This window comes from Geodermatophilus sp. SYSU D00742 (assembly GCF_054049935.1).
This window is the reverse complement of the sequence record NZ_JBJGYJ010000016.1, coordinates 79,335-105,541: the sequence shown is the minus strand read 5'-3', so window position 1 is coordinate 105,541 and position 26,207 is coordinate 79,335. Positions and strand designations below refer to the sequence as shown.

The window sequence follows — 26,207 nt, the reverse complement described above, 5'->3', positions numbered from 1 at the left end:
GAGAGGGCGAGTGCCATGCGCACACGTTAATTTGCAACAAAGCAATACGCCCCCCGGGCGGGGCCCCCCCCCCCCGCCCCCCGCGCCGCCCCCCCCCCGGGGGCCCGACGCCGGGCCCCGTCCCCCCTCCGCCGAGGAGGGGGCACGGGGCCCGGCGCGTTCAGGCGGTCAGCCCGGTGTGCGCCGCGAGGAACGCCAGCTGGTCGGCGGCCAGGCCGACGGTGCGGCTCACCGCGCGGGCGCCGTGGCCCACCTCGGTCTCCCGGCGCAGCAGGACCGGTGCCCGCGCGCTCGTCGCGTGCTGCAGCGCCGCGGCGAGCTTGCGCGCGTGGAGCGGGTCGACCCGCGTGTCGGACTCGAACGTCGTGAACAGCACCGCCGGGTAGGCGGTGCCCTCCACCACCCGGTGGTAGGGCGAGTAGCCCAGCAGCCAGCCGAGCTCGGTCGGGTCCTCGGCGGTGCCGTACTCGTCGTTCCAGGTGCGGCCCAGGCCGAAGCGCTCGTAGCGGACCATGTCCAGCAGCGGGGCGCTGCACACGACGGCCGCGACGAGGTCGGGTCGCTGGGTGAGCGCGGCCCCGACCAGCAGGCCGCCGTTGGATCCGCCCATCACCGCCAGCTGCCCGGGCGTCGTCCAGCCCTCGGCGACCAGGTGCTCCCCGGCCGCGGCGAAGTCGTCGAAGACGTTCTGCTTGCGCTCCCGCATCCCCGCCCGGTGCCACTCCTCGCCGTGCTCGGAGCCACCGCGCAGGTTGGCCACCGCCCAGACGCCGCCGGCCGCCACCCAGGCCAGGGCCTGGGCGGTGTAGGCGGGGGTCAGCGCGACGTTGAAGCCGCCGTAGCCGTACAGCACCGTCGGGCGCGGCGTGTCCGGGGCGCCGACCCCGGAGAGCACGAACAGGTGCACCGGCGTCCCGTCGGCCGAGGTCGCGTGCGTCTCGACCACGCGCACCTCCGGCACGTCGCCGGCCACCGGAGCCTGCTCCCAGGCGGTCAGGGCCGCGGGCTCGGCGGCGTCCCAGCGCAGCACCGACGGCGGGGCGGCGTAGTCGGTGAAGCCCACCCACGCGGTGCTGCCGCCCTCCGGGGGCGCGCTCACCCCCGAGACGCTGCCCGGGCGCAGGTCGGTCACCTCCGCCACCCGGCCGGAGCCGTCCCCGGCCCACACCGACAGCCGGTCGGTGGCGTCGACCGAGTGCACCGCGAGCACCTGCGACCCGCCGTCCGGGCCGTCGACGAGCGCCACGTCGGTGAGGACGCCGTCCTCCTGCTGCGGGACGACGTCGCGCCACGCCTCCGGCGCCCACGTCGACGGGTCGGCCGGGTCGGCGACCGCCAGCCGCCAGCGGGGGGTGCCGCGGTCGCTCATCAGCCACAGCCGGCCGTCGCGGGCCACCCAGGCCGCGGTCTGGGCGTCGACGCCGACCTGGAGCCCGCGCAGGACGCCGTCCCCGGTCAGGTCGGCCAGCCACACGTCGTCCCGCGGGGCGGTGCCCACCGAGGCGGAGACGACCAGCCAGCGGCCGTCCCGGCTGGTGCGGGCCCCGAAGTAGGTCGAGGGGTCGCTGCCCTCGCCGTGCACGAGGACGTCGCCGTCGGGGTCGGCGCCCACACGGTGGCGCCACACCCGCCGGTGGAACTGCTCCTCGCCGGCCGGCACGAGGTCGGGGGCCAGGCGGCGGACGTAGAACAGCTCCTCGCCGCCGGGCAGCCAGGCGACGGGGGAGTAGCGGCAGCGGTCGACCGGACCGTCGAGCTGCTCCCCGGTGGCCACGTCGAGCACGTACAGCCGCGACTCCTCGTCGCCGCCGGTGGACAGCTGGTAGGCCAGCCGCTCGCCCTCCCACGACGGGGACCAGGCGTCGAGGGTGGTGGTGCCGGAGGGGTCGACGGCCATGGGGTCCACGAGCACCCGCTCGGTGCCGTCGGGTTCGCGCACGCGGAGGACGGCGTGCTCCTGCCCGGGGTCGCGCCGGGTGGAGAACGCCCGGCCGGCCCGCCACACGGGGACGCCGACGGCACCGGCGTGCACCAGCTGCTCCAGGCGGGCGGCGAACCGGTCGCGCAGCGGCAGCGCGGCCAGGACCTCGGCGGTCAGGGCGTCCTGCGCGCGGGTCCACTCGACCGTCCGCGGGTCGGCCGGGTCCTCCAGCCAGCGGTACGGATCGGCCACGGGGTGTCCGTGCAGGTGCTCGACGAGGTCGAGCCGGGGGGCATCGGGATAGCGCACCCACGCCACGGTAACGACGCCCTGACCGTCCCCGAGAGCGCGCGGGCCCCGGTGCAGGACAGAATGGGAGCGCCCACGGGTCGCACTGCACCCGGCGCGCGGCCCCGGGCGCTCGGAGGTGCCCCGTGCCGCGTCCTCACCACGGGTCGTCCGCAGGCCATCCAGGTCCGCGGCGCGACCCCCACTCCCCACCTGCGCCGCCGACCCCTGCCCGGGTCACCAGCGCCGCCACCCTCCTGCTCAACGCCACCTACGAGCCGCTGTGCGTCGTCTCCAGCCGCCGCGCCATCGTGCTGGTGCTCGCCGAGAAGGCGGTCTCGGTGGACTGCGCCCCGGAGGAGGTGCACTCGGAGACCGTCACCCTCCCGGTGCCCGTCGTGGTGCGGCTGACCCGTTACGTGCGGGTGCCGTACCCGGCGCAGGTGCCGCTGTCGCGGCGGGCGGTGTTCACCCGCGACGGCTCCACCTGCGTGTACTGCGGGGGCTCGGCGACGAGCATCGACCACGTCGTCCCCCGGAGCCGCGGGGGCACCCACACCTGGGACAACGTGGTCGCCGCCTGCCGCCGCTGCAACCACACCAAGGCCGACCGGTCGCTGGCCGAGCTCGGCTGGAAGCTGCCGAACCCCCCGCGCACGCCCAGCGGGGCGGCCTGGCGGCTGCTCGGCGCCCGCACCGTCGACCCCCGCTGGCGGGAGTGGCTGGGGGTGCCGGAGAAGGCGGGCTCGCCCGTGCTGGCGGCAGCGCCGCGTGGGCGGCCGGCGGGCTCCGGCGAGGAAGTGGCCTGAGCGCGTGGCCTCTCCCGCCACCGCGCGACGGCTGTGGGCGCTGGGTGAGCCGTACCACGCGCTCACCTACTTCGCCGACGAGTGCCGGTCGGCCGCCGAGGCGGCCGGCCTGCACGGCTTCTGGTCGACCTACTTCGCGCTGCGCGCCGCCCCGCTGGGTCCGGCGGGGCCCGAGGTGGTCACGGCGACCTTCTACAACTTCGCGCCGCCGTTCGTCGCCCGCCGGGTGCCGGCCGTCTGGCGGGCGGTGACGCCGGCGCGGGCGCTGGAGGCCCGCCTGGCGGGGGTGGACGCCGCGGTGCGGCGGGTCCTCGGCGGGGACTGGCCGGACTCGGCGGACGCGGCGGAGGCGGCCGCCCTGCTCACCGTCGCCGCGGGGGCCGTCGACCTGCCCGGGCGCCCGCTCGCCGCGGCCAACGCCGGGCTGCCGGTGCCGCAGGAACCCCACCTGGCGGTGTGGCAGGCCCTCACCACGCTGCGGGAGCACCGCGGGGACGGGCACAACGCCGCGCTCCTGCAGCGGGGGATCTCCGGCGTGGCCGCCCACGTGCTGGCCGCGGCCGCGGGCCGGACGGAGAAGGACTGGCTCATGCGCGCCCGCGGGTGGGACGACGCCGCGTGGGACGCCGCCGCCGAGGAGCTGGCGAGCCACGGCTGGCTGGCCGGCGGGGAGCTCACCGCCGAGGGCGCCGCGATCGTCGCCGTGGTGGAGGCCGACACCGACCGGCTGGCCCTGGGTCCGTGGCAGGAGCTGGGCGACCCGGCCTGCGACCGGCTGGCCGAGGTGCTGGGACCCCTGCGCCGCGCCGTCCTGGCCGCGGGGCTGTGGCCGGACCGCAACCCGATCGGCGTCCCCGACCCCGACTGAGGACGGGCCCCCGTGCCCCCACCACCCGCGAGCCCGGCGGGGCCCCGCCCGAGGGCCGTCAGGTGACGCGCGCGCGCTCCACCGGGTAGCCCTCGTGCGCGCCGGTCGCCAGCACCTCGCGGAACCGGGCCATCGCGTCCCACACGTCGACGAAGCGGGTGTAGAGCGGCGCGGGGCCCAGCCGCACGCGGTCCGGCGTCCGGAAGTCCGGCACCACGCCCCGGTCGACGAGGGCCTGGGTCAGCTGCCACGCCTGCGGGTGGGCGAGGGTGACGTGCGAGCCCCGCCGGGCCGGGTCGCGGGGCGAGGCCAGCGCCACCCCGTGCGGAGCCAGCCAGGCGTCGGCCAGCGCCACGAGCAGTCGTCCCATCGCCCGCCCCTTCGCGGCCAGCGCCGGCACGCCGGCCTCGGCGACCAGCCGCGCACCCACCTCGACGGCGGCCATCGCCACCACCGGGGGCGTCCCGACGCCGAACCGCTCGATGCCGGGCACGGGGTCGTAGGCCGGGCCCATCTCGAACTGGTCGCGCTGGCCGAACCAGCCCCAGATCGGCTGGCGCAGCTCCTCCTGCAGTTCCCGGCGCACGTACAGGAACGCCGGGGCACCGGGCCCGCCGTTGAGGTACTTGTACGTGCAGCCCACGGCGAGGTCGGCGCCGTTCGCGGCGAGGTCGACCGGCACCGCGCCGGCCGCGTGCGAGAGGTCCCAGAGGACCAGCGCACCGACCTCCCGGGCGGCGGCGGTGACGGCCGCGACGTCGACCCGCGCCCCGGACCGGTAGGCGACCGCGGAGAGGACGACGACGGCCACCCGCTCGTCGAGCGCCGCGGCCAGCGCGGCGGGGTCCAGCCCCTCGTCGACGTCGGCCGGCACCTCGCGCACCGTCATCCCGCGCGCGTCGGCGACCCCGGCCACGATGTAGCGGTCGGTGGGGAAATCGTCGGCGCAGCAGACCAGCACGTCGCGACCGGGGCGGGCGTCGGCCGCGGCGACCAGCAGCTTGTAGAGGTCCACCGACGTCGAGTCGCTGACCAGCACCTCACCCGGCCGCGCCCCCAGCACCCCCTCGGCGAGCAGGTCACCGATGCGGGTGGCGGTGCCGATCCACGACGACCACGAGCCGACCAGCCCGCGCGCCCACTCGTCCTCCACGACCCGCGCCAGGGCGGTCGGCGTCTCCCGGGGCATGCGGCCGAGGGAGTTCCCGTCGAGGTAGAGGACGTCGTCGCCGTCGGTGCCGGCGAACCGGGTGCGGAACCCCGCGAGCGGGTCGGTGGCGTCCAGGTGCTCGGCGGCGGCGCGGGAGAGGTCCACGCCGTCCTGTGTACCGGGCCGCGGCACCACCGGTCCGGTCGTCGCTGGCGTCCGGTCCGATCGTCGCTAGCGTCGGCACCGTGACCCCGGGAACGCAGGTGCACGACCTGACCGCGCTCGAGCAGGCCGCGGCCGTCCGCGCCGGCGAGGTGAGCCCCACCGAGCTGGTGGAGCACGCGCTGCGCCGGATCGAGGCGCTCGACGCGGGGCTGGGGGCGTTCCTCACCGTGACCCCCGAGCGGGCGCTGGCCGCCGCTCGCCAGGCCGAGCAGCGGCTCCGCCGCGGTGGCGACCTGCCGCCGCTGCTCGGGGTGCCGACCGCCATCAAGGACCTCAACAACACCGCCGGCGTCCGGACGACGTTCGGCTCGGCGGTCTTCGCCGACAACGTCCCGACGGTCGACGACCACGTGGTCACCGCCCTGGCCGCGGCCGGCACCATCAGCGTCGGCAAGACGAACACACCGGAGTTCGGGTTCCCCTGCTACACCGACAACGTCCTGGCCGGACCGGCGCGCTGCCCGTGGGACCGCACCCGGCTGGCCGGCGGTTCCAGCGGGGGAGCGGCGGTCGCGGTGGCCGCCGGGATGCTGCCGTTCGCGCAGGGCAGTGACGGCGGTGGGTCGATCCGCATCCCGGCCAGCATCAACGGCCTGTACGGCATCAAGCCCAGCCGCGGACGGGTCAGCAACGCCCCGTTCGGCGGCGACGTCACCGGGCTGGGCACCAACGGACCGCTCGCGCGCAGCGTGCGTGACGCCGCGGCCATGCTCGACGCCATGGCCGGGCCGGGGCCCGGAGACGCCACGTGGGCGCCGCCGCCCCCGCCGGGGGAGACCTTCCTCGGCTACGCCGACCGCCCGGTCGGGCGCCTGCGGATCGGCCGGCACCTGGAGTCGCCGATGCCCGACGCGTCGCTGGAGCCGGAGGTGCGGGCGGCCTTCGACGACGCCTCGCGGTTGCTGGCGGACCTCGGGCACGACGTCGAGGACGTCCCGGGCGGGCTGCTCGGGGCGGACGTGCTGCCCGCCTTCGAGCGGGCGTGGACGCTGTCGGGGACGCTGCTGCCCGTGCCGCCGGAGCGGGTGGGGGAGCTGCGGCCGCTCACCCGGGAGCTGCGCGCCCGCGGCCTCGCGCAGTCGGCGCAGTCGGCGATGGAGGCGCTCACCGCGCTGCGGCTGTTCTCCCGTCGGTTCATCCAGGCGACGCAGCACTTCGACGTCCTGCTCGCGCCGGTCACCACCATGACGCCGCGACCGCTGGGGTGGTTCGACGCCGACGGGGACGGCGCCGCGGACTTCGAGCGGCAGAAGCACTATGCCGCGTTCACCGCCGTCTTCAACGTGACCGGGCAGCCGGCGGTGAGCGTCCCGCTGCACTGGACCGACGACGGGTTGCCGGTCGGCACCATGCTCGTCGGCCGGCCCGCCGACGAGGCCACGCTCATCGCGCTCTCGGCGCAACTGGAGGAGGCGCGGCCCTGGTCGCGGCGCCACCCCGCAGGGTGGGACTGACCAGGAGGCACCGGGCCGCTGACGGTAGGTTGTGGCCGTGACCGTCGTCGAGACCCTGCTCGTCTACGTGGGTGCCCCGCTGGCCGTGGTCCTCCTCCTGGCGCTGCTGACCCTCCTGCCCGGAGCGCGCAAGCGGAAGGTCCGTTACAAGCCGGGACAGCCGTGGGAGCACGCGCCCGTCTGGTACGAGCCCCACCCCGAGGGCGGCGGCGGACACGGTCCGGCCCCTGCGCACGGCCCGGCCGCCGTCGGCGGCGACGGCACCTCGGCGATGGGCTCCTCCATGTACCCCGAGCAGTACGACGAGCCGGCCGGCCGCGGCGGCGGAGCCCGCGGCTCCTCCGCGCTCCCGTCCGGGTCCGCTGCCTCGGCCCGTCCCTACGGCGGCGCCCGCGGGACGTGGTGACGGCCGTGACCCGCCCCATCCACACCGAGAACGCCCCCGGAGGCATCCGATGACCCGCGCGCTGGAAGCCACGTCGCACGACACGGCGACGTCCGCCGGGACCGCGCCGTCGCGCTCGGACGAAGCGGAGGCGCCGGACTCGGTCTTCAGCTACCGCGAGCTGCTGCGTCTCGACGAGGCGCTGACCATGTCCTCCCGGGAGACCGGGCTCCGGTTCACCCTCTACCTCGGCGACCTCGGGTCGCAGACCCGGCGCCGCGCCGAGGAGCTGTTCGAGCAGTCCGGCGGCAACCTGGCCGAGTCCGTGCTGCTGGCGATCTCGCCCGGGCAGCGGGTCGTGGAGGTCGTCGTCGGTGCGGCCGCGTCCCGCCGGCTGCCCGACCGCGCCTGCGCCCTCGCGGTCCTGTCGATGACCAACGCCTTCGCCTCCGGTGACCTCGTCGGCGGCATCGTCAACGGGCTGCGCCAGCTGTCGGACCAGGCCGGCCACCCCCGGAGCCTGCGCACGCACTGAACGCGGGCTCCGCTGCCCCGCACCACGCGCCCGCTCGTGGCGGGGGCAGAGGGGCCACGGTGGGGCCGGGACGGGCCCGCCGACCGGACGCGGCGTCCGACCGTCGACCCGGGAGAGGCCCGGGACCCGGCGGGTCCCGGGCCTCTCCCGTGCCTGCTCAGTCGTTCGCGGCGGCGTCCCGCTCGCGGGCGCGCAGCGCCCGGGCGATGCCGTCCCGGCCCTCGGCGACCAGCCGCCGCAGCGGGGCGGGGTGGTCGTCGCCGGCCAGCCAGGCGTCCGCGGCCTGCACCGTGTGCAGCTCGACCACCGGCGGGAACAGGTACTGCACCGCGTTCTTCGCGATCTCGCCCGGACGGCGGTCCCACAGCGGGCGGATGTCGGCGAAGTAGCGGTCCACGTAGCCGGCGGTCAGCTGCCGCTGGGCCGGGTGCCAGAAGCCCTGCAGCATCGCCTCGTGCACCGCGTTCGGGATGGTGTCGTCGGTGAAGGCCCGCCGCCAGGCCTCCTCCTTGGACTCCGCGGTCGGCCGCAGCGCCCGTGCCGTCGCGGCCCGCCGCGCACCGGTGGCGGTGGCGTCCCGGGCCTCCTCGGCCTCGATCTCGGCGTCCCCGGCCGCGCCGATGGCGACCAGCCCGTGCAGGAAGGCCCAGCGGGCGTCGGCGTCCACCGGCAGCCCCTCGACGACGTGCGAGCCGTCGAGCAGGCGGCGGAGGAACGCGGCGTGCGCCTCGGTGCGGGCCGCGCCGGCGAAGGTGCGCGACCACTGGAGCTGGGTGTCGCTACCGGGCTGGGCCGCCTCCAGCGCCGCCAGCGCCTTGTCGGCCAGGGCCCGCCACCCGGTCTCGGCCCAGCGCGGGTCGGCGTAGCTGGCCAGCGCACTCTGCACGCGGGCCAGCAGGGACTGCACGACGCTGATCTCGGTCTCGGCGTCCACCCCGGCCAGCACCAGGGCCACCCAGTCGCGGGCCGGCAGCTCGGCGTCCCGGGTCATGTCCCAGGCCGCCGACCAGCACAGCGCACGCGCCAGCGGGTCGGGGATCGTGCCGATGCCGGCCTTGAGCGTGGCCAGCGACCGGTCGTCGAGCCGCAGCTTGGCGTAGGTCAGGTCGTCGTCGTTGACGAGCACGAGCTCCGCGGCCGGGTGGCCGACCACCTCCGGCACCTCGGTGCGCTCGCCCTCGACGTCGAGCTCCACCCGCGTGGTGCGGGTGAGTCCGTCGGGGCCGGTGTCGTAGAGGCCCACGGCCAGGCGGTGCCGCCGCAGCACGGGGTGCTGGGGTACTGCGGTCTGCTCGATCGCGAAGCCGGCGTACCGGCCGTCGTCGGTGAGCTCGAACACCGGCCGCAGGGTGTTGACCTGGCTGGTCTGCAGCCACTGCTCGGCCCACGCCGAGAGGTCGCGGCCGGTGGCCTCCGACAGCGGGTCGAGCAGGTCGGCCAGGGTGGTGTTGCCGTACTCGTGCGTGCGGAAGTAGCGCTGCACGCCGCGCAGGAACTCCTCGCGGCCGACGTAGGCGACCAGCTGCTTGAGCACCGAGGCGCCCTTGGCGTAGGTGATGCCGTCGAAGTTCACCTCGACCGCGGCGACGTCGACCATGTCGGCGGCGATCGGGTGGGTCGAGGGCAGCTGGTCCTGCGCGTAGGCCCAGGCCTTCTCGGTGTTGGCGAACGTCGTCCACGCGGTCGTGTACTCGGTGGCCTCTGCCTGGCACAGCGTGGACATGTAGGTGGCGAAGGACTCGTTGAGCCACAGGTCGTCCCACCAGCGCATGGTCACCAGGTCGCCGAACCACATGTGGGCCAGCTCGTGCAGCACCGTCTCCGCGCGCCGCTCGTAGCGGGCCCGGGTGGCCTTGGACCGGAAGACGTAGTCCTCGAGGAAGGTGACCGCGCCGGCGTTCTCCATCGCCCCGGCGTTGAACTCCGGCACGAACAGCTGGTCGTACTTGTCGAACGGGTACGGGTAGTCGAAGACCCGGTGGTAGAAGTCGAAACCCTGCTTGGTGACCCGGAACAGCTCCTCCGGGTCGAGGTGCTCCGCGAGCGAGGCGCGGCAGTACAGGCCCAGCGGGATGCCGTCGTGGGAGTCGGTGACCCGCGCGTACGGTCCGGCGACCAGCGCGAGCAGGTAGGTCGACAGCCGCTTGGTCGGCGCGAAGTGCACCAGCTGCGACCCGGCGGGCCCCGCCTCGATCTCGCGGCCGCCGGTGTTGGACACGACCTGCCACTCGAACGGTGCGGTCACGTGCACCGTGTAGGTGGCCTTGAGGTCGGGCTGGTCGAAGCAGGTGAACACGCGCTTGGCCTCGGCCGGCTCGAAGTGCGTGTAGAGGTAGACCTGGCCGTCCTCCGGGTCGACGAAGCGGTGCAGCCCCTCCCCGGAGTTGGAGTAGCGGCAGTCCGCCTCGACGACGAGGGTGTTCTGCGCGGCGAGCCCGGGCAGCGGCAGTCCGCCCTCCTCGGTGTAGGTGGCGACGTCGAGCTCGACCCCGTTGAGGGTGGCCGAGCGCACCCGCTCGGCGACCAGGTCGACGAACGTGGCGGCACCGGGCTCGCGGCAGGTGAACCGCACCGTCGTCGTCGACCCGAAGGTGTGCTCGCCGGGGCGCCCGGCGCCGTCGGTCAGGTCGAACTGGACGTCGTAGCTGTCCACCGCCAGCAGCTGGGCGCGGCGGGCGGCGTCATCGCGGGTCAGGTTGGGTACGGCCACGCACGGCAGCTTCCCACGGAGGGCCGAGGCCCCTCCCCGGCCGACGGTGCACCGCCGCCCGGTCGAGGGAACAACCGCCACCCCGTCCGACTTGAGAACGGACAGGACAGGCCCACGGCGCACCGTGCGCCGGGACCAGTGACCGCGCGACCGAGGTCGCGAGACGACAGAGCACCGTCGGGCAGGGGTCCGACGAGCGCCGGCGAGGAGTGACACATGACCGAGGCAGTGCAGAGCGCCCCCGTGAAGGCGCGCGTGGACTTTTGGTTCGACCCGCTGTGCCCGTGGGCCTGGCTCACCAGCCGCTGGGTCCTGGAGGCGGCCAAGGTCCGCGACATCGACCTGCACTGGCACGTCATGTCCCTGGCCGTGCTCAACCGCGGGCGCGACCTGCCGGCGGAGTACCAGGAGATGATGACCAAGGCGATCGGCCCGGTGCGGGTCGCGATCGCGGCCGCCCAGCAGCACGGTGACGAGGTCCTCGGCGACCTGTACACGGCGATGGGCACGCTGCGCCACCACGAGGGCGTCGAGCTCGACGAGCTGATCGCCCCGGCGCTCGAGCGGGTCGGCCTGCCCGCGTCGCTGGCCGAGGCCGCCACCTCCACCGAGTACGACCAGGCCCTGGAGAAGAGCCACCACGAGGGCATGGACCCGGTCGGCGACGACGTCGGGACGCCGGTCATGCACATCGACGGCGTGGCCTTCTTCGGCCCGGTGATCAGCAGGGTGCCGACCGGGGAGGACGCCGGCAAGGCGTTCGACGGCGCGGTGCTGCTGGCCAACCTCCCCGACTTCTGGGAGCTCAAGCGCACCCGCCTGTCCGGCCCCGACATGGACTCCGTCCCGGCCGACGCCCTGCGGGTCACCCGCCGCGGCTGAGCTCCGCCGAGGGGCGGGGACGGCCGTCCCTGCCCCTCGGCCGCCGTGCGGCATGCTCGACGGGTGCCGCACCCCGTCCGCCAGCGCATCCTGATCACCGGCGCGAGCTCCGGCCTCGGCGAGGGTCTGGCCCGCCGGTTCGCACGGATGGGCCGCGACCTCGCCCTCGCCGCCCGTCGCACCGACCGGCTCGACGCCCTCCGCGAGGAGCTGCTCACCGCCCACCCCGGCATCCGCGTGGTCACCGCCGGCCTCGACGTCGACGACGCCGCCGCGGTGGAGAAGGTGGTCCCGCAGCTCGCCGGGGAGCTCGGCGGCATCGACCGGTTCGTCGCCAACGCCGGCATCGGCAAGGGCGCCCCGGTCGGCACCGGCACCTCCTGGGCCAACCGGGCCACGCTGTTCACCAACGTGCTCGGCACCCACGCCCAGTGCGAGGCCGCGGTGGAGCTGTTCCGCGCCCAGGGCAGCGGCCACCTCGTCGTCATCTCGTCGGTCGCCTCGATCCGCGGCATGCGGGGCACCCGGACGGCGTACGGCGCCAGCAAGGCCGCGCTCAACGCCCTCGCCGAGGGCATCCGCTCCGACCTGCTGGGCACCGGCATCCGCGTGACGACGGTCCTGCCCGGGTTCATCGCCACCGACATCGACGTCGGCCACCGCGGGCCGTTCACCGTGGCCCTCGATCCCGGTGTCGACGCCCTCACCGCGGCCATCGAGCGGGAGCCGGTGCGCGCCTACGTCCCCGAGTGGCCGTGGCGTCCGGTCGCCGCGCTGCTGCGGGCGCTGCCGCTGTCCGTCGTCCGCCGGGTCACCTGACGGGCGGACCACCTCGCCCCCACCGCTCGCGTGCTCGGGCGGGCTCCTGCGAGGAGGCCCGCGTCAGGCGCCCGTCGCGGGCCCAGGACCGATCCGGTGGGCGGCCACGCGCATCGTCGCCGGGTCGTAGGGGCCGTCGTCCAGCCGGCCGGCGCGGACGGCGGCGAGCACCGCCAGCAGCTCCTCCCGCTGGGCGCCCACGAACGCCGCGTCGACGACGGCGCCGTGCCCGGGCACCACCGGACCGCGGGCCAGCGCGTGCAGCCGGCCCAGGGTGGCCGGCCACTCGGCCGGGAAGGCGTCCTCGAACGCCGGCGGCGCGCCCTGCTCCACGAGGTCCCCGGCGAAGACGACACCGTCCTCGACCTCCACCACCAGGTCGTGGCCGGTGTGCCCGCGGCCGAGGAAGCGGAGTACCACCTCCCGCCCGCCGACGTCCAGCACCGCGACGTCGTCGACGAGGGCGTCGGGCGGGTCGAGCGGAGCGCGCCGCACCCGCTCCGCGGCGGCGTCGTCCCCGGCGGCGCGCAGCTCGGCGACCCGCGCGGCGCGCTGGGCCTCCCCGGTGGCGCGCAGGTCCGCGGCGCAGCCCCGCGACCCCCACACCGTCGCGGGCCGGAAGGCGGCGTTGCCGAAGCAGTGGTCGTAGTGCGCGTGGGTGTTCACCACCGTCCACGGGTCACGCGTCACCCGACGGACGGCGGCGACCAGGTCGGCTGCCTCGCCGAGGTCGGAGCGGGTGTCGACGACGAGGCAGGCCCCCTCCCCGACGACCAACCCGCAGGTGAGGTCCAGCGACTCGTGCCGCCGGACGAAGACGCCGTCGGCCACCTCCGTGAAGGTCACCAGCAGATCCGCATCGGCCGGCCCCGGGCGTCCGGTGCGCCGTCCCCGACGCACTGCGCGGTGCCGTCGGCGATGCGCCGAGCGGACCACGCGGCCGCGCAGGCGTCCAGCGCGTCGACCGCGGGGACGCCGGCCGGGGCGTCGGCGAGCGCGTCCAGCACGTCCATGACCCGCTGCAGGGCGCGGGTGCGCTGCGCCTGCCCGCGCACGCCGGACTTGGGGTCGCGCACCCGCGGGTCCAGGGCACGGAACGCCAGCTCGGGGTGCACCTCGACGACGTGGTCGGCGGGGGGCTCGCCCAGCGCGTCGTCGAGGGCGGCGATCGGCCCGACGAGCTGGAAGGACTGGGCCGAGAGGGAGCGGCCGCCGGTCGCCTCGACGGAGAGCCGCCGCGCGTCGGCGTAGTCGCGGGCGCGCAGGACGGCCCGGACCGGGGCGGGGAACACCGAGCTGCCGGCCCGGCCGAGCGCTGCCCTGGCCGCGACGTCACAGGCCCGCACGCCGTCGTCGGACAGGCCGATCGGCATGTCGATGCCCACGACCTCCACCCCGGGGACGGCGAGGACGGCGGGGACGTCGTCGAGCACCAGCAGCCGGACCGCGCGGCCGTCGAGCAGGGCGCCGGCCCAGCGCCCGCGCCAGCCGTCCACCCCCAGCACCGCCACCCCGGCAGCCTGACAGACTCGCCGCCATGCGCGTCTTCGTCGGCACCGACCACGCCGGGCTGGAGTTCAAGGAGCACCTCAAGCAGGCGCTCACCGAGGCCGGGCACGAGCCCGTCGACTGCGGGGCGTACGAGTACGACGCCGAGGACGACTACCCGCCGTTCTGCTTCGAGGTCGCCGAGCGCACGGTCACCGAGCCCGGCAGCCTCGGGGTGGTGATCGGGGGCTCGGGCAACGGCGAGCAGATCGCGGCGAACAAGGTGCCCGGCGTGCGGGCCGCCCTGGTGTGGAACCGGGCGACCGCCGAGCTGGCCCGCCAGCACAACGACGCCAACGTGGTCTCCGTCGGCGCCCGGCAGCACAGCGTCGAGGAGGCCACCGAGCTGGTGCTGACCTTCCTGGCCACGCCCTTCAGCGGCGACGAGCGGCACGTCCGCCGCATCGGCCTGGTCACCGACTACGAGCAGAACCGGCACCGCCCGGCCGGCGGCCTGCCCACGCGCGAGGAGCCGGTCTAGCGGTCGGCGTGCCCGCGGAGGCCCGGCGGGTGCTCAGAAGTCGTCGGGGCACCAGGGGCTGACCGGCCACCGGAACGCCGTGGCCGCCAGCGTCACCGCCCCCGGGCTGACCTCGGTCACCCGCCCCGCGGCCTGCAGCGTGGCCAGCGAGACGCCGCCCAGGTAGGCGGCGGCCAGCGCCTCCACGTCCACGACGAGGTCGGGGTCGGCGTCGGTCCGCGCGCAGAAGCCCCCGGACGGGCCGGCGGTCAGTGCCCAGCGCCCGTCGTTCCACGGGCAGAAGCGGTCCCGCACCTCGAGGACGAGGTTGATCGGGGCGGGGTAGCGGCGGGCGGCCAGCGCGCGGTCGACGTCGACCAGGCGCACCCACAGCGCGTCCCCCGGCCGGGAGTGCAGCGCGCGGGCGTCGTCCACCAGGTACCGCAGCGGGTCGTCGTCCGGGGCCGTGGGGGCCTTGACGGTCCGGATCAGGTCGATCTCCGACAGGAACCGCCAGAGCGAGGCGTACGCCGGGGTGCCGGTGGCGCGGACCTCCTCGACGGTGAGCGTGCCGTCGGGCTCCCCGGTGTCGGTCCACCCCTCCTTCACCCGGTAGGCGGCGTAGCCGGTGACCGTGCCGTCGGGGTCGGTGTGCAACACGTACCGCCGCTCGGTCGCGCCGTGCCGATGGGCGGGCTCGTCACGCAGGGCGCGGTCCCACCACACGTCGCCGCGGGCCAGGTTGCCCGGGACGTGGCGACGCACGCGGTCGTACAGGGCGGCGGCCGCGGGGCGGTACTCCTCGACCGGCACCAGGTCGATGCGGCCCTCGCCGGTGTCGATGCCGGGGCGCAGCCGCAGCCGCTGCGCGGCACCGGACAGGTTGCCCCGCCAGGTGGCCGGCGCGTACCCGAACCGGCCGTAGATGGTCGCCTCCGACGCCCACAGCGCGGCCACCGCCTCCCGACCCTCCTCGTGCAGCTCGGTCAGCTGGCGCCGCATGATCCCGCGCAGCACGCCGCGCCGGCGGTGCGTGGGGGAGACCGTCACCCAGGTGACCCCGGCACACGGGACGACGGCGCCGGGCACCGTCAGCTCCCGGCTGTAGATGCCCGCCGTCGCCACGACCCGCTCGCCGTCCCACAGCCCCAGCGACCGGTCGAGCTCGGCGTGCGGGGGGACCGACTCGACGAAGGAGCCGCTCGGGTCCTCGCCGAAGACGTGCAGCATGGCGCGGCTGAAGGCCGGCCACTCCTCGGGCGTCGCGGGGCGCAGGCCATCGGCGAGATCGGTCACCGGGGTTGTCTACCCGGGTCCGCCGACGGCGCGCGAACGAGTTCCGTCCCGTCGGACACCGGTGCCAGCATCCGCCCGTGCCCGCCACCCCGGACGACGTCCGCACCCTCGCCCTGGCGCTCCCGGAGACCACCGAGCGCCCGGCCTGGGACATGGCCTGCCTGCGGGTGCGGGACAGGGTCTTCGCCTCGATGCCGCCCGACGAGAGCTGGGTGGCTGTCCGCCTCGCCGACGGCGAGAACCGGGCGCTGGCCGGCGAGCGGCCCGCCGTCTTCTCGGTGCCGCACCACTACCGGAACTCGACGATGGTCGTCGTCGACCTGGCCGCGGTCGACCGCCAGGAGCTCGCCGAGCTGCTCACCGAGGCCTGGCGGCTGCGGGCCCCGGCGCGGCTGCGCGCCGCCTTCGACGCCGCTCAGGAGCGCAGGTAGGCCCGGGTCGCCATGACCCGGCGGTGCCGGTCCCCGTCCCGGGTGGGGCCGAGCTCGGCGGCGATCCGCCCGGTGCGCTCCTCGACCGCGGCCGCCCCTCGTCGGTGTGCGTGGGGGCGTCCGGACGTCGACCACGGCGACGTGCGGGCGGTGCCCGGACGCGGCGGTCCGGGTGTCCGGCGCCGCCGCTCGTTAGGGTCGGGCAGCCGGGCGCGCCGATGACGTCGCGCAACCGCGTGTGCGGCTGCCCGGCGGGGGAGGGAGCCGTGCGCGCTCCAGCGGTGCCGATCGCCCTGACCGTCGTCCTGCTCGCCGCCGGCTGCGACTCCACCGCCTCGGGGGAGGCCGAGGCCGAGTCGTCCGTGCGGGCGGCCACCTCGGCGCCCGACGCCCGGCTCACCCTCGTCGCCGACCAGGACGCCGTCGCCTCCGCCGCATCGGCCAGCCGGGCCCTGTTCGACACCGCCGAGGTCGCCGTCGTCGCGCGCGACGGGGACGACGCCGGCACGCTGCTGGCCGCCTCCGCGGCGGTCGGCCTCGGCGTCCCGCTGCTGCTGGAGCCCGCTGACGGCGGGTCCGCCGACGCCCTCGCCGCCGAGCTGGCTCGGCTCGGGACGACCACCCTCCTCGCGGTCGGGGAGGCCGAGGGCACCGGGGCCGACGCCGAGGTCGTCGCCGTCCCCGCCGCGGCGGAGTCGGTCGCCGCGGCCACCGGGCTGGACCTCGCCGACAGCCGCGAGGTGGCCGACGACGCCGCGGCCGCGGTGGCCGGGCTCGACGGCGACCAGCCGGTCGCGCTGGTCACCGGGGACGACGGGACCCCGGCCGAGGACGTCGACCGGCTGCCCGGGGTGGAGCGGGCCGCGCCGCTGGAGGACACGCTGGTGCTGGCCACCGGCAGCCCGACCACGCTGGCCGGCATCGCCACCGCCCGGGCCGCCGGGGCGCGGGTGCACGTCGGCGGCGGGACGGACCCGCGGGGCGACGCCGACCTGGTCGGGCTGCTCGCCGAGGACCAGCCCGGGGCGGTGCTGGCGCTGGGGCCGGAGTACGGCGCCGAGGACGGCCTGGACTGGAAGCTCGAGACCGCGGCCACCGGAGAGCAGCTGCCCGGAGGGGGCCAGCTGCTGTTCCCGCGGCACTTCCTCGTCGCGCTCTACGGGCACCCGGGCAGCGGCGCGCTCGGCGTGCTGGGGGAGCAGGACGCCGCGGCCTCGGTCGAGCGGGCTCGCGCCCACGCGGCGCCCTACGAGGCGCTGGTGCCCGAGGCCGCCGTCGTCCCGGCGTTCGAGATCATCGCGACCGTCGCGTCGGAGTTCGCCGGCCCCGACGGCAACTACTCCACCGAGGTGCCGGCCGAGGAGCTGCGCCCGTGGGTGGAGGCGGCGGGGGAGGCCGGGCTCTACGTCGTCCTGGACCTCCAGCCCGGCCGCACCGACTTCGTCGCCCAGGCCGAGCAGTACCGCTCGCTGCTGGAGCTGCCGTACGTGGGGCTGGCGCTGGACCCGGAGTGGCGGCTGGCCCCGGGCCAGGTGCACCTGACCCAGATCGGGTCGGTGTCGATCGACGAGGTCAACCGGGTGGTGACCTGGCTGGCCGACCTCACCCGCGCCGGCGACCTGCCGCAGAAGCTGCTGGTGCTGCACCAGTTCCAGGTGCGGATGATCCCGGAGCGGGAGCGGCTGGACACCTCACGCGACGAGCTGGCCGTGATGGTGCACGCCGACGGCCAGGGCGGGCAGGGCGACAAGCAGGCGACCTGGCGCACGCTGCGGCAGACGGACCCCGACGCGGTGTCGTGGGGGTGGAAGAACTTCTACGACGAGGACGCCCCGATGCTCACCCCCGAGGAGACGATCGCGCAGGTCAGCCCCCGGCCTCAGCTGATCAGCTACCAGTAGGCGCCGACCTCTCCCAATCCGTCGGTGCCCTGTGGTCTGCTGGCGCGGCCGTCGCAGAGGAGGACCACGTGACCGTCGTCGACACCGACATCGACCCCCGGCTGCTCGAGCACCGCCGGGAGCTGACCGGCTACTGCTACCGCATGCTCGGCTCGGCGTTCGACGCCGACGACGCGGTCCAGGAGACGATGGTCCGTGCCTGGCGGGGCCTGGGCGACTTCGAGGGCCGCTCCGCGCTGCGCTCCTGGCTCTACCGGATCGCCACCAACGTCTGCCTCGACCAGCTCTCCGGTCGCCAGCGGCGGGCGCTGCCGATGGACCTCTCCGGCTCGCCGTGGCAGCCGGTGGAGGCGTCGCTGTCCGCCCGCCGGCCGTCGACGGCGTGGGTGGAGCCGGTGCTCGACCGGCAGGTCGTCTCCGACGACGCCGACCCCGCCGAGCAGGCGGTGCAGCGGGAGTCGATCCGGCTGGCCTTCGTCGCGGCCCTCCAGCACCTGCCGCCGCGCCAGCGCGCGGTGCTGCTGCTGCGCGAGGTGCTCCGCTGGAAGGCCGACGAGGTGGCGCAGCTGCTGGACACGACGGTGGCCTCGGTCAACAGCGCCCTGCAGCGGGCGCGGGCCACGCTCGCGACCGTGGGCGGCGAGATCGACCCGCAGCCGCTGGAGGACGACGAGCGCGACCTGCTCGACCGCTACGTCGACGCCTTCGAGCGCTACGACATCGACGCGTTCGTCGCGCTGCTGCACGAGGACGCGACCCAGCACATGCCGCCGTTCGAGATGTGGCTGCGCGGCCGCGCCGACATCGGCACCTGGATGCTCGGGCCGGGGGCGGGCTGCCGCGGTTCGCGCGTCCTCGTCACCCATGCCAACGGCACGCCCGCCGTCGCCCAGTACCGCCCGCGCGAAGGGGGTGGTCACGAGCCGTGGGCGCTGCACGTGCTCGAGGTGCGCGGGGGCCGGATCGCGCACATCTCGAGCTTCCTCGACCTCGACAACGACCTGTTCCGCCGGCTGGGCCTGCCCGTCCAGCCGGCCTGATCCCGACCCCGAGGAACGGAGGCGCCGTGCCCGGGACGCAGTTCACCGAGGGTGTGCACGAGGAGCGGCACCGGGACGGCTCCCTGCGGGCCCGCGGCCCCGTCGTCGACGGGAAGCCGCACGGCTACTGGGAGTGGTTCCGGCTCGACGGCACCATGCTGCGGTCGGGCTCCTTCGCCGCGGGCGAGCCCGTGGGCCGGTGGACGACGTACGACGCCGGCGGGGCCCCGTACAAGGTGACCGGCCGGGGCCCTGGGTCCGCACGGACGTGACGGCAGGGGACGCCGCCGCGAGCGGCTTCCGCCGCCGTCGACCGCAGCGGTCGAGAGCGGCCGACTGATGAGGGAGGAGGGGGCCCGTGGTGCACGCCGGGGAACTCCACCTCCGGATCGGCCGTACACCGTGCACGCTGGTCGAGGCAGGGACCACGAGCGGCGACCACCGCCGTGGTCCCGGACAGGACGCCTGAGACCGGACCCCTCACCCGTTCCTCCTGGAAGAGGCACATGATGAGAACGACCATCCTCTGGTCCCTGGCCGCCGGTGCTCTCGTGGCACTCGTCCTGGTCGTCGTGGCCGTCAGCATGTCGGCGTCGGGCTTCCAGCTCGACGTGGAGCGCTGGGTCCTCATCGGCGCCTTCCTGGTCGTCATCGCGATGGCGGCCGCAGCGATGGTCGGCGCCCTCAACGCGCTCAAGGACGCCCGCGAGCAGCCGACCGGGGACGATGCCGGGAGCGGTACCCGGAGCGACAGGCCCGGCGGTTCGTCCTAGCGGCGCCCGCGCCACATTCCGGCGGTCGACGGCATCCGACCCGACCGGGGGCACCGAGTGGCGCCCGTCGTCGGCCGTCAGCGGAGCGGCCTGAGGTCTGCGCGGGCAGGTGTCGACGGAACACGAGGGGCGGACGGACTCGGCTTTCCGGGTGAGAGCCCGGTGGCTCACGGAGGCTTGGGTGGTGCCCGCCCCAGGTGGCGTCGGCTCCCCGTTGAGCTGCTCGGGGTCTCGGTCGCGGCGTCGACCGGGGTGGGATGGCCGTGGGTCAGACGGCGGAGGCGCCCGAAGCGGGCCGCAAGGGCAGCAGCAGCTGGCCCAGCGGCAACCGGTCACGGGCAGCGGCCTCCCGGCTGGCGAACGGCTCGGGCAGCTGGAGTGCGTGGTCGCGGCGGCCGACGGCCAGGACCACCAGCGGCGTGACTCCTGCGGGTGCTGCCAGGAGTGTGGCGACCCGGTCGCGGTCGAAGCCGCCGAGCTGGTGCACGGCCAGACCCTCGTGCTGGGCCTGCACCGACAGGTGCGCGACCGCCTGCCCGGTGTCGTAGGCCGCCCACGGCCGGGCCGCGCCGTCCGGGCCGGTCGTCTCGGCCGCGGCGACGACGAGCGCGGAGGCCGCGTGCGCCCACGCCCGGTTGCCCGGGGCCAGCGCGTCGAGCACGGCGGCGAACTCGGTGCTGCCCCTCAGTGCGACGGCGAACCGCCACGGCTGGGTGTTCGACGCGCTCGGCGCCCAGCGGGCGGCCTCGAGCAGCGCGGTGAGCTGGCCGGCGGTGAGGTCGTGGCGAGGGTCGAGAGCGCGAGGGCTCCACCGCTCGGCGAGCAGCGGGTGCAGCGGCGCGTCGGTGGTCGCGGCCTTCGAGACGGGGGAGGTCGTCGCGGGGGCGGTCGTGGCGGTCATGGCGTCCGTTTCCTGGAGCAGCCGGCGAGCGGCGGAGGAGGGGGGCGGTGGACCGCTGGCGAGGCAGGGACCGTCCCGCACAAAGGCCGTTGAGGGTTCAACCATTCCGGTACCGGACGGTGGCGACCGACACGTACCGGCCGGTGACCACGATCACCGGTCGCCGCCGACGCGCTGGCCATCGTCGTCGGCATGGCGCTGGGCAAGCGGCTGCCGGAGAACGTCATCCGCATCGGTGCCGCCGTGCTGCTCTTCGTCTTCGGCGTCTGGCTGGGCATCGACGCCGTCACCCAGCTCACCTGACGGCGCCGGATGGGGTGCGGCCCTGACGGCTCAGGTCGGCCGTGTCCCATCCCCGGCCGCTGGCGCGACGGCTCCCCGCGGGCGCTGGACGCCGGCACGTTCCCACAGCAGCAGCGGAGCGACCCACACCGCCACCAGCACCACTGCCAGCCCGACGGCGGCCGGCACCGGTGCGCCGGAGACCGCAAGGCCCACCAGGTAGGTCAGGGTGAAGGCGGTGCGGGCGAGCTGAGCGGTCGATGGTGCGCGCATGACGTGGTGCTCCCCGAAGTGGGCCGGACCGGGCTCTGCTCTGGTGCCCGGCCAGTGTGGCCCGGCCAGGCCAACCGGTGGCCCGCGCGCGCCACCGACCTGCGTCCCGACCGCGCCTCGCACGACGGCCGCCGGTCCGCCGGCTCGGCCGAGCCGGCGACACCCGGACGCAGACGCGGGGTGGAGCGGCGCGCACCTGACGGACGGCGGCCAACCCATCCACCTCCGGCATGCCGGGGTCGGGGAGCGCGGGCGCCGGCGCGTTCCCTCCTGCCGTCAGCCGGTGGTGGCCTGCTCTTCGGGCTGGTCGTAGCGGGTGTAGGTCGCGGCCATCGACCCGGTCGGGTCGAGTCGGGCGAGCAGCGCGTCGCCGATCGCGGCGAGTTGGTCGACCTGTTCGTCGGTGAGCGCGTCGATGACGTGCTGCCGGACGTTGGTCACATGGCCGGGGGCCGCGTCCTGCACCTTTGCCCACCCCGCCTCGGTGAGCCGGGCGTTGGTCGCCCGGCGGTCCTCCGGGCACGGAAAGCGCTCCACCAGGGCGCGGGCCTCCAGGCGGCTGATCACGTGGGAGAGCCGGGGCAGTGTGGCGTTGGTCTGCCGGGCCAGCTCGGTCATGCGCAGCGTGCGTCCGGGCACCTCGGAGAGCGTCGCCAGGACGTAGTACTCGAACTCGGTCACGTCGGCGTCCCGGCGCAGCTGCGCGTCCAGGACGCCGGGCAGCAGCTCGAGGACGCCGCGCAGCCGGATCCAGGCGCGCATCTGGCGGCGGTCGAGCCAGGGGGTGTCCACGGTCACATCCTCACCCGGAATGGTTGTAGCGACAAGCTCGCTGGTGCACAATGAAACTTGTCGCGACAACCAATCTCGTCAGGAGCAGCGACATGGCACATGTGAGCATCATCGGCACCGGCACCATGGGGCAGGCCATCGCCGGCCTCGTCAGCAAGGGCGGCAACACTGTCGAGCTGATCGGCCGCGGCGACACCGACAAGCCGGTCACCGGCGACGTCGTCGTCCTCGCCGTCTACCACGCCGCGGTCGCCGACATCATCGCCCGGCGCGGCGAGCAGCTGGCCGGCAAGGTCGTCGTGGACATCACCAACCCGGTGGACGTCGAGACCTTCGACTCGCTGGTGGTCCCGGCCGAGGGCTCCGCCGCCGCGGAGATCGCCGCGGCGCTGCCCCGGTCCCGCGTCGTCAAGGCGTTCAACACGAACTCCGCCGCCACCGTGGCCTCCGGCACCGTCGGCGACCGGCCCACGACGGTCCTGCTCGCTGGCGACGACGCCGACGCCGAGTCGTTGCTGGCCGGCATCGTCACCGCCGGCGGCCTGCGTGCCGTCGACGCCGGGTCGCTGCGCCGCGCCCGCGAGCTGGAGGCGCTCGGTTTCCCGCAGATCAGCCTGGCCGCCGGCGAGAAGGTCGCCTGGACCGCCGGCTTCGCCGTCATCGCCTGACGACCGGCCCCGCGGGACCCGGGGGCGGCGTGCCCACGCCGCCCCCACGCCCGCCGCACCTCCCCACCAGCCTGACACCCACCGGCCCGGCCGGTACCCACCATCCGCACCCCCATCGACAGGACCCGCCATGACCTTCCCCGCTCCCGCCCGTGACCTCGCCGTCCTCCTGGCCCGCGTCGCCGTCGGCCTCGTGTTCGTCGCCCACGGCTGGCAGAAGCTGTTCACCAACGGCATCGACGGCACCGCCGCGTTCTTCGACTCGGTCGGCGTGCCCGCCGCCTCCGCGGCCGCGTGGCTCGCCGCGCTCGTGGAGCTCGCCGGCGGCGCCGCCCTCGCCCTCGGCCTCGCCGTCCCCGCCGCCGGGCTGGTGCTCCTGGTCGACATGGTCGGCGCCCTGTTCTTCGTCCACGCCGGCGCCGGTCTCTTCGTCGAGCAGGGCGGCTACGAGCTCGTCCTCACCCTCGGCGCGGCCGCCCTGCTGCTGGCCGCCGTCGGCGCCGGGCGCTACAGCCTCGACCACCTGCTCACCAGCCGCCGGCGCACCGCCCAGCTCGTGAACGCCTGACCAGCGCCGCTGCGCGGGCCGGGCGCTCCTCCTCCGGAGGGGGCGCGCGGCCCGCGCCCCGGGCAGCCGCCCAGCACCGCCCCACTCGACGCCTCACCCCACCGGAGGTCTGATGTCCGGCACCGCGCCGCCGATCCCGACGCCCGACGCCGCGTCGGTACACCACACCGCCGGGCCCGACCGGGCGATCGTCTCCCGGGCCGACGTGGCGACCGGCACCCCGGCCCGCTACGCCAAGCAGCTGATCTCACACCTCGGCCGCACGGTGCCCTTCACCGGCGACGGAGCCACCGGGCCGGCCACCGCGGTGATCGGCGCGGCCACCGGCGGCATCGTCGTCGGCGACGGCGTCGTGGCCCTGCTGGCCGCCGGTGACGACGAGGAGTCCGTCGCCCGGGTCGAGCACGTGCTCGGCAGTCACCTCAAGCGGTTCGCCCAGCGCGAGGACCTCACCGTGCGGTGGGTCCGGAGCAGCGGTGCTCCGATCCCCACCTTCCCCGCCACGACCACCGAGGAGTCCGCATGACCACCCCTGCCCCGACCGCGACCGCCCTCGCCGACGCCCGCATCCCCGCTGCGCACCCCTTCGCCGCACACCTGCGCCGCACCGCCGCCCTCGAGGCCGAGCAGCCGCACCGCGTCTGGACGCCGGAGGACGGGCCGCTGCCCAGCCTCTACCTCAGCCACGGCGGTGGCCCGCTGCCCTTCGGCAGCTCCGAGTGGCTGGACCCGCTGCACGACTGGGCCCGGTCGCTGCCCAGGCCGAGGGCGATCCTGGTGGTGTCCGCGCACTGGGAGTCCGCCCCGCTGTCGGTCAGCGCCGTCCGGCCGAGCGAGCTGGTCTACGACTTCGGGGGTTTCGACCCGCTCTACTACACGTTCCGCTACGACACCCCCGACGCCGGCGAGCTGGCCCGGCAGGTCGTCGGGCTGATGCCGGACACCGAGAAGGTGCACGAGCACTCCCGCCGCGGCCTCGACCACGGCGCCTGGGTGCCGCTGAAGATCATGTACCCGGCCGCCGACGTCCCGGTGCTACAGCTGTCCCTGCCCACCGACGACCCCGACCGGCTGCTCGCCCTCGGGGAGCGGCTGCGCCCGCTGCGCGAGCAGGGCGTCCTCGTCGTCGGCTCGGGCCACATGACCCACGGCCTGCCGTTCCTGACCCGAGAGATGTTCACCGAGAACAAGGTGCCCGGCTGGTCGGCGGACTTCGACGCCTGGGCCGCCGACGCCCTGGCCCGCGGCGACGTCGCCGAGCTCGCCCGCTTCCGCACCGCCGCCCCGGGGATGCCCTACGCGCACCCGACCGTGGAGCACTTCACCCCGCTGTTCGTCACCCTGGGCGCGGCCACCGACCCCACCGCGCCGGTGCTCACCACGCTCGACGGCTACGGCGTCGGCCTCTCCCGGCGCTCTTTCCAGACGGCCTGACCACATCGGAGGCCGGTCCCGAGCCGGGTGTCGGGGGCAACATGTCAGCGTCGAGCTGTACGTGTCCGACCTCGATGCCCAGCGGGCGTGCCACGGCGACGTCCTCGACCTCGACGTGCTGGACGAGACCGACGGCACCGTGAGCCTCGGCGCCGCCGGCGAGGCGTTCGTCCACCTCGTACGCACGAGCGCCCCAGCTGCTCGGCAAGCTGCAGTGCTTCTGCGGGGGTGAGCGCGCGGGACGGCCCGGATGGCCTTGGCGTGCCGGCTCCCCGCAACCGGCACGGGGGTGACGTGATGGCTTCCTCAGCGACTGCGACGTTGGGAAGAGCGCAGGAGTCGGTACGTCTGGGCCAGCGCCATCGGGCCGGTCGTCCGGCCGGCCTCGGCCTGCCGGGAACGGGCAGCGGCGGGGGTGATCTCGTCGACGGTGCCGAACGTCCGCTTGGCCACGTCGCGACCTTGGCGGGGTAGTCAGCGGTTGTCCGCCGGCGTTACCGCTGGCTGTGGACGCGGCCGGCGTCCACGAGGGCGTCTAGCGCCGAGCGCTCAAGGCGCACATACGGAGAGTGGTCGGCGAGTTGCGCGGCCGTCCGCAGCGGCGCCGCCGTCTGTACAACGCGACCGTGCCCGCGGTCGCATGACCTGTCACCCGTCTGCGGCGCTCAGCGCGACCCTGTGCGGTGGAGCTGGGCCGCTGGCGGAGCCGGGTTGTCCCGCGGGTTGGACCGCTGCGGGACGACCGACGACCCATCGCGGGGCCTGACCGCAAGTGCCGAGGAGGATTCCCTTCCGTACGCAGCATCGCTTGGCGCGGTGGTCGACCGACCATCGGTGTGGTCCGACCGATCAGTTCTCCGCGCCGTGTTGGTCTCTGCGCTGGATACAGACCCCGGGAGGCCACGCCATGCGGAAACTGACCTTCGGCATGAACTCGAGCCTGGACGGCTACATCGCCGCGCCCGGCGACGACCTCGGCTGGAGCGTGCCGAGCGACGAGCTGTTCCAGTGGTGGTCCGACCGGGTGGGGGCGACGGGCCTGGCGCTGTACGGACGCAGACTGTGGGAGACGATGAGCTCCCACTGGCCGACTGCCGACCAGCAGCCTGGCGCCACACCGGCGCAGGTCGAGTTCGCCCGCCGCTGGCGGGACATGCCCAAGGTGGTGTTCTCGTCGGCGACCCGCGCGGTCGACTGGAACGCCCGCTTGGTCGCCGGCGACGCCGTCACCGAGATCACCCGGCTCAAGACCGAGGATGACGGTCCCATGGACGTCGGCGGCGCCACCCTCGCCGCGGCGGCCATGCGGGCTGGGCTGATCGACGAGTACGCGATCGTCACCCACCCGGTCCTGGTGGGCGGCGGCACGCCGTTCTTCACGGCCCTGGACAACTGGGTGAACCTGAACCTGGTGGAGACCCGGACCTTTCCCGACGGCGTGCTCATGACCAGGTACGAGACCAGGCGGTGAACACCCGACCTCAGATCGGCGCGGGCTCCCCCAGAGGATCTCCTGGCCGTCAGGGGATCCCTTGGGGACGGAGGCCAGCTGGTCCGCCGGTACGCCGGTTTGCCGTTCCGTCTGCGGGACGGGGATACGGAGGCCGTTGGTGGGACCAGTTCGGCGGCGGATCGCTCGTAGCGCACCCACGTCCACGACGCGCTCGACGTCCCCGCGCAACGGTGGGAGAACGGCGCCCTCGAACCCTACGCAGCAGGGGACAAGGGTCGAAGTGGGTCAGATCGGGCCTTCCGGGGTCCTCGAGGGCTTCTCCAGTAGGCCTGACGATCCTG

General features: G+C 75.5%; 29 protein-coding genes and 1 pseudogene. 20 read left to right on the top strand and 10 right to left on the bottom strand.

The annotated features are described in order from the left end of the window. Window positions 1-160: 160 nt before the first annotated feature. Window positions 161-2,230, bottom strand: coding sequence for a prolyl oligopeptidase family serine peptidase (locus tag ACI78V_RS13250; RefSeq protein WP_456851407.1), 2,070 nt, complete (start codon window positions 2,228-2,230; stop codon window positions 161-163). Window positions 2,231-2,355: 125 nt separating this feature from the next. Between ACI78V_RS13250 and ACI78V_RS13245 the strand changes: the two genes are divergently transcribed. Continuing rightward, complete coding sequence (locus ACI78V_RS13245) at window positions 2,356-3,018, top strand: HNH endonuclease (RefSeq protein WP_456851405.1); 663 nt, start codon at window positions 2,356-2,358, stop codon at window positions 3,016-3,018. 4 nt (window positions 3,019-3,022) lie between these two features. Further along, entirely contained in the window at window positions 3,023-3,886 is an 864-nt protein-coding gene (locus tag ACI78V_RS13240; RefSeq protein ID WP_456851403.1) for an SCO6745 family protein, read from the top strand. Between the two features lie 58 nt (window positions 3,887-3,944). Here ACI78V_RS13240 and kynU read toward each other — a convergent pair whose 3' ends face one another. Further along, window positions 3,945-5,201 carry a kynureninase gene (gene kynU, locus ACI78V_RS13235; protein WP_456851401.1) on the bottom strand — a complete coding sequence of 419 codons (1,257 nt, stop codon included), beginning with the start codon at window positions 5,199-5,201 and terminating at the stop codon, window positions 3,945-3,947. An 80-nt stretch (window positions 5,202-5,281) separates the two neighbouring features. Between kynU and ACI78V_RS13230 the strand changes: the two genes are divergently transcribed. Genes ACI78V_RS13230 through ACI78V_RS13220 form a run of 3 tightly spaced genes read left to right on the top strand, consistent with a single transcriptional unit; the run spans window position 5,282 to window position 7,635 of the window. Further along, window positions 5,282-6,715, top strand: a complete 1,434-nt coding sequence (locus ACI78V_RS13230) for an amidase (RefSeq protein WP_456851399.1) — start codon at window positions 5,282-5,284, stop codon at window positions 6,713-6,715. A gap of 37 nt (window positions 6,716-6,752) precedes the next feature. Continuing rightward, window positions 6,753-7,121, top strand: coding sequence for an aa3-type cytochrome oxidase subunit CtaJ (gene ctaJ, locus ACI78V_RS13225; RefSeq protein ID WP_456851397.1), 369 nt, complete (start codon window positions 6,753-6,755; stop codon window positions 7,119-7,121). A gap of 49 nt (window positions 7,122-7,170) precedes the next feature. Next, the gene (locus tag ACI78V_RS13220; RefSeq protein WP_456851395.1) at window positions 7,171-7,635 is read left to right on the top strand and encodes a DUF5130 family protein; all 465 of its coding nucleotides are present in this window, start codon (window positions 7,171-7,173) and stop codon (window positions 7,633-7,635) included. Between the two features lie 157 nt (window positions 7,636-7,792). Here ACI78V_RS13220 and pepN read toward each other — a convergent pair whose 3' ends face one another. Beyond that, complete coding sequence (pepN, locus tag ACI78V_RS13215; RefSeq protein ID WP_456851393.1) at window positions 7,793-10,345, bottom strand: aminopeptidase N; 2,553 nt, start codon at window positions 10,343-10,345, stop codon at window positions 7,793-7,795. Between the two features lie 216 nt (window positions 10,346-10,561). Between pepN and ACI78V_RS13210 the strand changes: the two genes are divergently transcribed. Both ACI78V_RS13210 and ACI78V_RS13205 read left to right on the top strand, forming a co-directional pair. Beyond that, window positions 10,562-11,227: a mycothiol-dependent nitroreductase Rv2466c family protein gene (locus tag ACI78V_RS13210; protein WP_456851392.1), complete on the top strand. Its 666-nt coding sequence runs from the start codon at window positions 10,562-10,564 to the stop codon at window positions 11,225-11,227. A gap of 63 nt (window positions 11,228-11,290) precedes the next feature. Then, complete coding sequence (locus ACI78V_RS13205) at window positions 11,291-12,046, top strand: SDR family oxidoreductase (protein WP_456851390.1); 756 nt, start codon at window positions 11,291-11,293, stop codon at window positions 12,044-12,046. Between the two features lie 63 nt (window positions 12,047-12,109). On the opposite strand, the gene ACI78V_RS13200 is transcribed toward ACI78V_RS13205, so the two are convergent. Continuing rightward, window positions 12,110-12,892: an MBL fold metallo-hydrolase gene (locus tag ACI78V_RS13200; protein WP_456851388.1), complete on the bottom strand. Its 783-nt coding sequence runs from the start codon at window positions 12,890-12,892 to the stop codon at window positions 12,110-12,112. After that, window positions 12,889-13,557, bottom strand: a complete 669-nt coding sequence (locus ACI78V_RS13195; RefSeq protein WP_456851386.1) for a DUF429 domain-containing protein — start codon at window positions 13,555-13,557, stop codon at window positions 12,889-12,891. Before ACI78V_RS13195 ends, ACI78V_RS13200 begins: the two co-directional genes overlap by 4 nt. Before the next feature lie 26 nt (window positions 13,558-13,583). Between ACI78V_RS13195 and ACI78V_RS13190 the strand changes: the two genes are divergently transcribed. Further along, window positions 13,584-14,075: a ribose-5-phosphate isomerase gene (locus ACI78V_RS13190; protein ID WP_456851384.1), complete on the top strand. Its 492-nt coding sequence runs from the start codon at window positions 13,584-13,586 to the stop codon at window positions 14,073-14,075. Window positions 14,076-14,108: 33 nt separating this feature from the next. Here ACI78V_RS13190 and ACI78V_RS13185 read toward each other — a convergent pair whose 3' ends face one another. Next, entirely contained in the window at window positions 14,109-15,350 is a 1,242-nt protein-coding gene (locus tag ACI78V_RS13185) for a GNAT family N-acetyltransferase (protein WP_456851382.1), read from the bottom strand. A gap of 77 nt (window positions 15,351-15,427) precedes the next feature. Between ACI78V_RS13185 and ACI78V_RS13180 the strand changes: the two genes are divergently transcribed. The 5 genes from ACI78V_RS13180 (at window position 15,428) to ACI78V_RS13160 (ending at window position 19,495) form a co-directional block, all read left to right on the top strand. Beyond that, window positions 15,428-15,781, top strand: coding sequence for an MmcQ/YjbR family DNA-binding protein (locus ACI78V_RS13180; protein ID WP_456851380.1), 354 nt, complete (start codon window positions 15,428-15,430; stop codon window positions 15,779-15,781). 266 nt (window positions 15,782-16,047) lie between these two features. Beyond that, window positions 16,048-17,682, top strand: a complete 1,635-nt coding sequence (locus tag ACI78V_RS13175) for a hypothetical protein (RefSeq protein WP_456851378.1) — start codon at window positions 16,048-16,050, stop codon at window positions 17,680-17,682. Window positions 17,683-17,750: 68 nt separating this feature from the next. Further along, on the top strand, window positions 17,751-18,722 hold the full coding sequence (locus ACI78V_RS13170; RefSeq protein ID WP_456851376.1) for a sigma-70 family RNA polymerase sigma factor: 972 nt from the start codon (window positions 17,751-17,753) through the stop codon (window positions 18,720-18,722). Between the two features lie 26 nt (window positions 18,723-18,748). After that, the gene (locus ACI78V_RS13165; protein WP_456851374.1) at window positions 18,749-18,994 is read left to right on the top strand and encodes a toxin-antitoxin system YwqK family antitoxin; all 246 of its coding nucleotides are present in this window, start codon (window positions 18,749-18,751) and stop codon (window positions 18,992-18,994) included. Between the two features lie 237 nt (window positions 18,995-19,231). After that, on the top strand, window positions 19,232-19,495 hold the full coding sequence (locus ACI78V_RS13160; protein WP_456851372.1) for a hypothetical protein: 264 nt from the start codon (window positions 19,232-19,234) through the stop codon (window positions 19,493-19,495). 268 nt (window positions 19,496-19,763) lie between these two features. On the opposite strand, the gene ACI78V_RS13155 is transcribed toward ACI78V_RS13160, so the two are convergent. Further along, the gene (locus ACI78V_RS13155; RefSeq protein ID WP_456851371.1) at window positions 19,764-20,396 is read right to left on the bottom strand and encodes a nitroreductase family protein; all 633 of its coding nucleotides are present in this window, start codon (window positions 20,394-20,396) and stop codon (window positions 19,764-19,766) included. A gap of 171 nt (window positions 20,397-20,567) precedes the next feature. Here ACI78V_RS13155 and ACI78V_RS13150 point away from each other — a divergent pair. Continuing rightward, window positions 20,568-20,699 (top strand): annotated as a pseudogene (locus tag ACI78V_RS13150) (hypothetical protein); the annotation flags it as partial. Window positions 20,700-20,729: 30 nt separating this feature from the next. Here ACI78V_RS13150 and ACI78V_RS13145 read toward each other — a convergent pair. Together ACI78V_RS13145 and ACI78V_RS13140 are read right to left on the bottom strand one after the other, a co-directional pair. Further along, window positions 20,730-20,951, bottom strand: coding sequence for a hypothetical protein (locus ACI78V_RS13145; protein ID WP_456851369.1), 222 nt, complete (start codon window positions 20,949-20,951; stop codon window positions 20,730-20,732). Window positions 20,952-21,227: 276 nt separating this feature from the next. Further along, a complete protein-coding gene (locus ACI78V_RS13140) occupies window positions 21,228-21,743 on the bottom strand; it encodes a MarR family winged helix-turn-helix transcriptional regulator (RefSeq protein WP_456851367.1) in 516 nt (171 codons plus the stop codon). A 92-nt stretch (window positions 21,744-21,835) separates the two neighbouring features. Here ACI78V_RS13140 and ACI78V_RS13135 point away from each other — a divergent pair, with 92 nt between their 5' ends. From ACI78V_RS13135 to ACI78V_RS13115, 5 genes are all read left to right on the top strand, one after another. Continuing rightward, window positions 21,836-22,411 (top strand): NADPH-dependent F420 reductase, encoded by a 576-nt coding sequence (locus tag ACI78V_RS13135; RefSeq protein ID WP_456851366.1) that lies wholly within the window; start codon window positions 21,836-21,838, stop codon window positions 22,409-22,411. Window positions 22,412-22,541: 130 nt separating this feature from the next. After that, complete coding sequence (locus ACI78V_RS13130; protein WP_456851365.1) at window positions 22,542-22,979, top strand: DoxX family protein; 438 nt, start codon at window positions 22,542-22,544, stop codon at window positions 22,977-22,979. 112 nt (window positions 22,980-23,091) lie between these two features. After that, window positions 23,092-23,505, top strand: coding sequence for a DUF2218 domain-containing protein (locus tag ACI78V_RS13125; RefSeq protein WP_456851363.1), 414 nt, complete (start codon window positions 23,092-23,094; stop codon window positions 23,503-23,505). Next, entirely contained in the window at window positions 23,502-24,413 is a 912-nt protein-coding gene (locus ACI78V_RS13120; protein ID WP_456851361.1) for a dioxygenase family protein, read from the top strand. Before ACI78V_RS13125 ends, ACI78V_RS13120 begins: the two co-directional genes overlap by 4 nt. Before the next feature lie 61 nt (window positions 24,414-24,474). After that, on the top strand, window positions 24,475-24,645 hold the full coding sequence (locus ACI78V_RS13115) for a hypothetical protein (protein WP_456851359.1): 171 nt from the start codon (window positions 24,475-24,477) through the stop codon (window positions 24,643-24,645). A gap of 74 nt (window positions 24,646-24,719) precedes the next feature. On the opposite strand, the gene ACI78V_RS13110 is transcribed toward ACI78V_RS13115, so the two are convergent. Continuing rightward, complete coding sequence (locus ACI78V_RS13110) at window positions 24,720-24,866, bottom strand: hypothetical protein (RefSeq protein ID WP_456851357.1); 147 nt, start codon at window positions 24,864-24,866, stop codon at window positions 24,720-24,722. A gap of 454 nt (window positions 24,867-25,320) precedes the next feature. Here ACI78V_RS13110 and ACI78V_RS13105 point away from each other — a divergent pair, with 454 nt between their 5' ends. After that, window positions 25,321-25,884 carry a dihydrofolate reductase family protein gene (locus ACI78V_RS13105; protein ID WP_456851355.1) on the top strand — a complete coding sequence of 188 codons (564 nt, stop codon included), beginning with the start codon at window positions 25,321-25,323 and terminating at the stop codon, window positions 25,882-25,884. Window positions 25,885-26,207 lie beyond the last annotated feature (323 nt).